The following is a 7149-nucleotide window of genomic DNA, read 5'->3' as shown; positions in this document are numbered from 1 at the left end:
TGTCTTATCTCGGTCCGCCTCCATCAGGCAGGCGGCATCAATCGGGCGCTTACGGCATATCTTTCGATCCTCATCGCGCTTTGGTTGTTTTTTGCTTCCTTACGTGAATGGGCGCTGCGGGTTCGTTTGTTCGAGGTTCCGCTCCAGGAAAGCATCCGGCGTGCCCGCAATTTGCCCCGCGCGGCGCATGGAATGACGCTCGCTCATGCGGGAGTTGCGGTCTTGATGATCGGCATGATTGGCTCTTCGGTTTGGAAATCTGAAGAGATCGCATTTGTAGAGCCCGGCACGAGTGTCAACATTGCGGGATTTGATGTCACATTTGAAGGTGTGCAGCGCGTTCGTGGCCCGAACTATATTGCGGATCAGGGAACCCTGCGCGTCGAAAGGGGCGGCTCTTTCGTGACGGCTCTCAAACCTGAGCGGCGCAGCTATCCGGTCGCACAAAGTACGACAACAGAATCGGCGATACGGTCAACCCTGGCGGGAGACCTATACGCTTCGATCACGGAACCCTCTCTGGACAAAGCCGAAGAGAGCGGTGCCTGGACTCTGCGTATTCTCTATGAGCCATTCGTCGGCTTGCTTTGGTTGGGTGCGGCCATGCTTGTCATAGGCGGCAGTCTGTCCTTGTCCGATCGCCGCTTCCGTGTCGGGGCACCCCAAAGCTCCAAGGCACGATCCACGAAACCGGTCGCAGCGGAGTGAGCAATGAAACGAGCTGTAGCGATTATTCCCTTGGTACTGGCAGTGATTGTCGGCGGATTTTTCTTGTGGGGCCTGAATCCCAATCGTGACCCAAGCGAGATTCCTTCGGTTCTCATTTCTCAGCCAGCTCCCTCGTTCAATCTCGGGCCGGTGCCGGGTCTTGATGTACAGGGACTGTCTCGGGAAAACCTGCTCGGAAACCCAACGCCAGTCGTCGTCAATGTCTTCGCTTCCTGGTGCGTTCCCTGTCGTGCCGAACACGCGGTTCTGAGCGCTTTGGTTGAGCGCGATGGCGTGCGTTTGTTCGGGATCAACTACAAGGATCAACCCGCAGACGCGGTCAATTGGCTTCGAAATCTCGGGAACCCGTACGAACGTATTGGCTCGGATCTGTCAGGTCGTGCCGGGATCGAGTGGGGGATTTCGGGTGTGCCCGAGACATTCATTGTCGGAGGCGATGGAACGGTGCTCTACCGATACGTCGGCCCGATCGTCGGTGAAGAGGCTGTATCAGCCTTTCGCCAAGCTCTCCGACAAGCGGGTGTGTTAGAGGAGAGGAGCTGACATGCGTAGTTTCTTCCTTGTGTTGGCACTCATCATGCCAATGTCTGCGCAGGCTGTTGAGCCCGACGAAATCCTCTCCGATCCAATCCTCGAGGCTCGGGCACGGGAGGTTTCCAGGCAGCTTCGCTGCGTAGTTTGCCAAAATCAGGATATTGACAGCTCGAACGCCGGCGTTGCGCGCGACCTACGACTTTTGGTCCGGGAACGGTTGGTTGCGGGTGACACGAACGAAGATGCAATTGCTTTCATCCAAGCGAGATACGGCGACTACGTTCTACTGAAGCCTCCGTTTAAACCCGAGACCTACGCTCTCTGGTTTACCCCCCCACTCCTTGGGCTCTTGGCTCTGGGGATCGGTGGCGGCATCCTGATGGGCTCTCGAAAAAGAAAAAAAATCGCAGACCTGAGCGATGACGAGGAGGCCGAGGTCGCACGCATTTTCACTTCATCCAGCGAAGGGGACCACCGATGATATGGATTGCAATGGCAGTCCTCGCCTTGACTGCCTCAGGGATTGTTGCGGCTTCGGCGTGGAAGCCTGCCTTGGTGCAAGGTCCGGCCGAAGACAGGACTCTCGCAGTTTTGAAGGACCAGTTGTCTGAAGTCGATCGGGATGCTGAACGCGGCCTGCTTTCAGTCGCAGAGGCGCATGCGGCGCGACAGGAAATCAAGCGGCGGGTTCTCTCCGTGGGGAGAGTAAAAAACACCGGGGAATCCAGCGGCGGCGGCAGGGTCATACTCATGGCTGCTGCGGTCTTTGTGCCGCTGTTCGCGGCGGGGTATTACAGTTTTGCTGGAGCGCCAAACCTATCCAGCATCGCTTTCGAGGATCGCCAGGCAGAGGTCGCGCAAAATCGTGAAATCGAAGCGTTGGCGCAGAAGCTATTGCAGCGGTTGCAGGCGGATTCAGAAGGCGGAGCCTTGGAGGGCTGGATGCTCCTTGGACAGACCTTCATGAAATTGGGCCGCGCTTCGGATGCCGCATCGGCCTACGAGCGTGCAACACAATCCATGAATGCCGATTCTGCTGTGTTTTCGATCTATGCGGAAGCTCTCATCGTTTCCGAACAGGGGATCGTGACACCCCAAGCGAAGCGGGCCATTGCAAGAGCACTTGAGCTCGATCCGACCAATCCTGCTGGAACTTTTTACGATGCTGTCGGGCTTGCGCAAGCGGGTGCGAATGAGCAGGCCTACAATCGTCTTCTCACGCGATTGGACGAAGTGGATGGGTTCGCACCCTGGATGGAAACATTTGTCGCGGAAGCAAACCGGATAGGTGCGGCACTAGGCCGAGCGCCTATCAGTTTGTCGGATTATGCTCCAGTAATGTCAGGCAATTCGCCCGGCCCCACTGCTGCAGATGTCGAAGCGGCCAGCCAGATGGATGATGTCGATCGAGATGCATTTATCCGATCCATGGTGGAACGTTTGGCAACACGCCTTGAGGCTGAACCAGACGATATCGATGGATGGATGCGTCTTGGCAGGGCCTACAGGGTGCTCGGCGAAACTGACCTCGCCTTGAACGCGTACAGTCGAGCCAAAGAGCTATTGGTGCCCGTTTCCTCCGAAGACCCGCGCCAAAGTGTCATTTTGCAGTCCTTGGAAGAACTCCAGTCGGGCCAATAGCCCGCGGAAGCTTCACTCGCGATGAACAAACCATGAGAGAGCACGAACGGCGTATGTGCACGATCCGACCTCACCCGAATGACTAGAAAGAATGTCCATGCCTTTGTCCGCACTTCCGTTCCCAAATATCGGGCCGGATATATTTTCGGTTGAGATCGGCACGTTTACGTTGACTCTCCGCTGGTATGCGTTGGCCTATATCATCGGCCTTCTCGTCGGCTGGAGAATTTGTGTTGCCACGGTCAAACGCGCCGCTCTGTGGCCTGCATCGGGCGCCCCGCTAACACCGCGCCAAATTGAGGATCTTTTGACCTGGATTATCATCGGGGTGATCGTTGGCGGGCGGTTAGGGTTCGTGATGTTCTATCAGCGCGGGTTCTATCTTGCCAATCCGTTAGAAATTCTGAAGGTCTGGCAAGGGGGAATGTCATTTCATGGTGGGTTTGCTGGAGTAACCATTGCCGCGCTTGTTTATGGCATCCGTCAGCGTATGCCGCTCCTGAGCATGGCTGACCTTCTCGCTCTGGCAACGCCTCCGGGCTTGTTCTTGGGCCGGATCGCAAATTTCATAAACAATGAACTATGGGGCCGCCCATCGGACATGCCCTGGGCCGTCATATTTCCCGGTGACGCAGCGCAATCATGCCCGGGAATAACCGACATTTGCGCACGGCATCCTTCGCAACTGTACGAAGCCCTTTTGGAAGGCCTGTTGCTTGGCTTCGCTCTCCTATTCCTTGCGTGGCGGCGCGGATGGCTTAGGACACCAGGGGCAATTTGCGGGCTCTTCCTGGCCGGATATGGTTTTGCGAGAAGTTTTGTAGAGTTGTTTCGCCAGCCCGACGCTCAATTCGCAGACGTGAACAATCCGATTGGGTATGTTGTGCAGTTTGGTGACTGGGGGCTTACGATGGGGCAAGTCCTTTCCTTGCCGATGTTAGCCGCGGGATTTGGATTACTTTGGCTGGCGCAGAAGCGGTCCGCCATAGGATCGGCATCTTAGGGCGCAAATGAAACTTTCGACGCATTGCCTTATTCTACTGCGATATCCCCTGACGCTTCAGTCGTGATCCTCCTCACCCATTTGGTGCATCATTTCTTCAATCTTTTCGGGGATGTCGCCGGCAGAGAATGCCTTCTGTTCTTCGGAATCGTGAACGAACGCGATGATATCGGCAAGCTCCTGACCTGTGAATTCAATTTGCCCGCCGAGCTCATCCTCTTGGGCAGCGACCATCGCCGGCGCGCCGCGCCACATTCGGGCGGCAAATTCAAACGGGTTCATTGGCAGGTCCATATACGCTGCATCAAGGGCGGGGGCATCCTCGCCTCCGACCCCGTTGATAGAATGACAAACGACACAGCCTTTCGAGGCGAACAGCGCACGCCCCTTGGCTGCATCCATGTTTGGCAGGAACAGTCCGGAGCTCATCATCTGACTCATCGCCCCATTATCTGTCATATGCCCGCTGTCTTGGGCGCCGATGCGCACACCGATGCATCCGGTCGGGCATTCCGACAACATCCGGTCAGCTGTTCCGGATATCCGGTCACCGCGAGACGTCGCCACTGAGCGTGCTTTCTTGATGTCGCCTCTGGTTGATGCGGTCAAGCTTTTCGAGGCTTGCGATAGGGGAGCCGCGCGCGGCGCCGTGCGCGCCCCACGACGCTGGCGCGGCGTCGCGCGTGGCGGTGGCCCTGTCGCGCGTCATGTTTCGTTCTTTCGCAGTGAGGGGCCGTCCAAGGGCAACCTGTGAGCGTTGTGGACGATGCGGTCGAGGATTGCATCGGCGAAGGTCGGCTCGCCGATGACGTCGTGCCAGGCGTCGACGGGCAGTTGGCTGGTGATGATGATCGATCCGTTCTGGTAGCGGTCCTCGACGATTTCCATCAGGTCGCGGCGCTGCGATGTTGTCAGCCGTTCGGGCCCCCAGTCGTCCAGGATGAGCAGGTCGGTGCGAATGATCTGGCGGAACAAGCGGGGAAACCGCCCGTCACCATGGGCGAGTTCGAGATCGGCGAACAGACGCGACAAGCGGTGATAGAGGACGGTGCGACCGTCGCGGCAGGCCTTCTGTCCGAGCGCGCAGGCCAGCCAGGTCTTTCCGACACCGCAGGGGCCGGTGATGATCAGATTTTGCCGCTTTCCGATCCAGTCGCCGTGCGCGAGCTGGCGAAACAGGTCCCGGTCGAGTTGCCGCGGGGCGCGGTAATTGACGTCCTCGATGGCGGCGCCCCCATGGCGCAACTTGGCCGCGCGCATCCGACTCTGGTAGCGCTTCGTGCTGCGGTTCGCGGCCTCGCGGTCGATCAGAAGGCCCAGCCATTCGGCATGGCTGAGCTCGGCGGCATCGTCTTGCCGCTGCAACTCGGCGAAGGCCTCCGCCATGCCATCGAGCTTGAGGGCACGCAGGTGGTTCAGGGTGGGATGGTCGAGCATTCGGATGTCTCCTTATCAGTGGAAATAGCTGGCGCCGCGGATATTGGGATGTGTGATCGCCGGGCCCTCCGCGGGGGTCTCTGGCCGTCGGCGATGCAGGTTGTTCCGGAGGATTGATTTGACCGAGCTGTATGACAGGCCGCCAATCTCGCCAGCACGCAGGCAGGCGGCTTCAAGGGCGTCCCGGCCTTGGGGCTTGGCGAGGCGCACGATCCCGATGCAGGCGCGGAAGCCTTGCTCGGGATGGGGCTTGGCGCGCAGGATCAGATCCACGAGGTTCGCCGTGTTGGGACCGTTCTTCTCGGCCATGCGCCGCAGTTCGGCGGGGGTGAGCCCGGCATATCGGCGATGGCTGGCGGGCATGTGCGCGGCCACGGTCGTATGCTTGCGGTTCCCAGACGTTCGGACATGGGAGGCCACGCGCTGTCCTTCATGGAAGATCTCGACAGTCCGGGCCGTGATCCGGGCCCAGAGCGTCTTCTTCAGGAGCTGGTGGGGCACGGAGTAGTAGTGCTTATGAACTTCGACATGGTAATCGAGGCCGACCCGCCGCTCGACCCAGTCGGCATACTCGTAGGGGGCCGCGGGCAACGACCGGAGCGCGGGCTGGTCGAGCTGTTCGAACAGATCCCGGCGGCTGGCGCCCAGGTGCCGGGTCATCTTGCCGTTCAGTCCCGGCAGCAGATCGCGGATCGCCGCGTTCACTTCGGCCAGAGAAAAGAACCGCCGTTTGCGCAGCCGCGCGATGATCCAGCGCTGGACGACAAGAACGCCGACCTCGGCCTTCGCTTTGTCGCGAGGCTTGTAGGGACGCGCCGGCAGGATCGCCGTGCCGTAATGAGCGGCCATCTCGGCATAGGTGCGGTTGATCTGCGGCTCATGAAAGCAGGCCTTGGTCACACCAGCCTTGAGATTATCCGAGACGATCTGCTCGGGCACACCGCCGAAGAAGGCCAGCAAGCGAACATGCGCGCCGATCCAGTCCGGCAGGCTCTGGGTCCAGGTCGCCTCGACATAGGTATAGTTCGAGGCACCCAGGACGCCGACGAAGATTTGCGCCACGCGGATCGCGCCGGTCTCGCCATCGATCACCTCGATGGTATCGCCGGAATAGTCGACGAACACGCGCTCGCCAGCCGCATGGTGCTGGCGCATGGTGGGCGACAGGCGGCCTTCCCAGCGACGGTAGAGGTCGCAGAACCGACTGTATCCATAGCCATCGTCCGGATGGGCGGCGCGATACTCCTCCCAGATCAGCGACAGCGTGACCCCCTTGCGGCGGAGTTGCCGATGAACCGCAGCCCAATCCGGCTGCGCCAATCCTCGGCGCGTTTGGCCGCCCGGCGGTGCAAACAGCCGTCGTTCCAGCGCGGCTTCGTCCAGCCCGTCCGGGAGCGGCCAACACAGTCCGGCCCGTTCCGCCCGCTTGAGATACTCGCTGATCGTCGACTGCCCGACGTTCAGGCTCCTCGCGATCTTCCGCGTCGACAATCCGGTGGCCCTCAGGCGAAGGGCTTCTGAAATCTTGCGCATTGGCAATCGTCTCATTCTGGGGCTCCTTGCTCGTCCTCGATGACGGCAAGGCTACCCTGCTGCACGATCGCCCAGCAGCCGGTCTCACAACTCGAAACCGGGATGATCGGATACCTCGGAATCCGTGACCGGATTAAATCGGAATGACCGACCGGATATTATCGGAATCGGTGACCGGATGACCCCGGTGTGCGCAGGCGCCGACTGGCAGCCCCCACACCACAGCAATGGCTAAGATCATCTGTCTGGAAATGTAGGTCATTTTGGTCTCC

At 59.5% G+C, this 7149-nt stretch carries 9 protein-coding genes; 5 read left to right on the top strand and 4 right to left on the bottom strand.

The features are described from left to right. The 5 genes from G0A00_RS23360 to lgt all read left to right on the top strand — a co-directional run. Positions 1-708, top strand: a 708-nt coding sequence (locus tag G0A00_RS23360; RefSeq protein ID WP_304610780.1) for a cytochrome c-type biogenesis CcmF C-terminal domain-containing protein, incomplete at its 5' end; no start/stop codon positions are given. A gap of 3 nt (positions 709-711) precedes the next feature. Continuing rightward, positions 712-1272, top strand: coding sequence for a DsbE family thiol:disulfide interchange protein (locus tag G0A00_RS23355; RefSeq protein ID WP_038068298.1), 561 nt, complete (start codon positions 712-714; stop codon positions 1270-1272). A 1-nt stretch (position 1273) separates the two neighbouring features. Continuing rightward, on the top strand, positions 1274-1744 hold the full coding sequence (locus G0A00_RS23350; protein WP_028095417.1) for a cytochrome c-type biogenesis protein: 471 nt from the start codon (positions 1274-1276) through the stop codon (positions 1742-1744). Further along, positions 1741-2904 carry a c-type cytochrome biogenesis protein CcmI gene (ccmI, locus tag G0A00_RS23345; protein WP_038068299.1) on the top strand — a complete coding sequence of 388 codons (1164 nt, stop codon included), beginning with the start codon at positions 1741-1743 and terminating at the stop codon, positions 2902-2904. The genes G0A00_RS23350 and ccmI overlap by 4 nt, the downstream gene beginning before the upstream one ends. 97 nt (positions 2905-3001) lie before the next feature. Next, complete coding sequence (gene lgt, locus G0A00_RS23340; protein WP_028095401.1) at positions 3002-3907, top strand: prolipoprotein diacylglyceryl transferase; 906 nt, start codon at positions 3002-3004, stop codon at positions 3905-3907. Between the two features lie 57 nt (positions 3908-3964). On the opposite strand, the gene G0A00_RS23335 is transcribed toward lgt, so the two are convergent. The 4 genes from G0A00_RS23335 to G0A00_RS26800 all read right to left on the bottom strand — a co-directional run bounded on the left by G0A00_RS23335 (position 3965) and on the right by G0A00_RS26800 (position 7139). Continuing rightward, positions 3965-4516 carry a cytochrome c gene (locus tag G0A00_RS23335; RefSeq protein WP_235953231.1) on the bottom strand — a complete coding sequence of 184 codons (552 nt, stop codon included), beginning with the start codon at positions 4514-4516 and terminating at the stop codon, positions 3965-3967. Positions 4517-4612: 96 nt separating this feature from the next. Beyond that, a complete protein-coding gene (gene istB, locus G0A00_RS23330; RefSeq protein WP_038148989.1) occupies positions 4613-5344 on the bottom strand; it encodes an IS21-like element helper ATPase IstB in 732 nt (243 codons plus the stop codon). A gap of 15 nt (positions 5345-5359) precedes the next feature. Then, the gene (istA, locus tag G0A00_RS23325; protein ID WP_164184190.1) at positions 5360-6892 is read right to left on the bottom strand and encodes an IS21 family transposase; all 1533 of its coding nucleotides are present in this window, start codon (positions 6890-6892) and stop codon (positions 5360-5362) included. A 118-nt stretch (positions 6893-7010) separates the two neighbouring features. Beyond that, positions 7011-7139, bottom strand: a complete 129-nt coding sequence (locus tag G0A00_RS26800) for a hypothetical protein (RefSeq protein WP_255455374.1) — start codon at positions 7137-7139, stop codon at positions 7011-7013. Positions 7140-7149 lie beyond the last annotated feature (10 nt).

Origin of the sequence: Salipiger sp. PrR002, assembly GCF_010500775.1 — a bacterium.
GTDB lineage: Bacteria > Pseudomonadota > Alphaproteobacteria > Rhodobacterales > Rhodobacteraceae > Salipiger.
The sequence above is the reverse complement of the archived record's forward strand: the minus strand, read 5'-3'. Positions and strand labels throughout refer to the sequence as shown.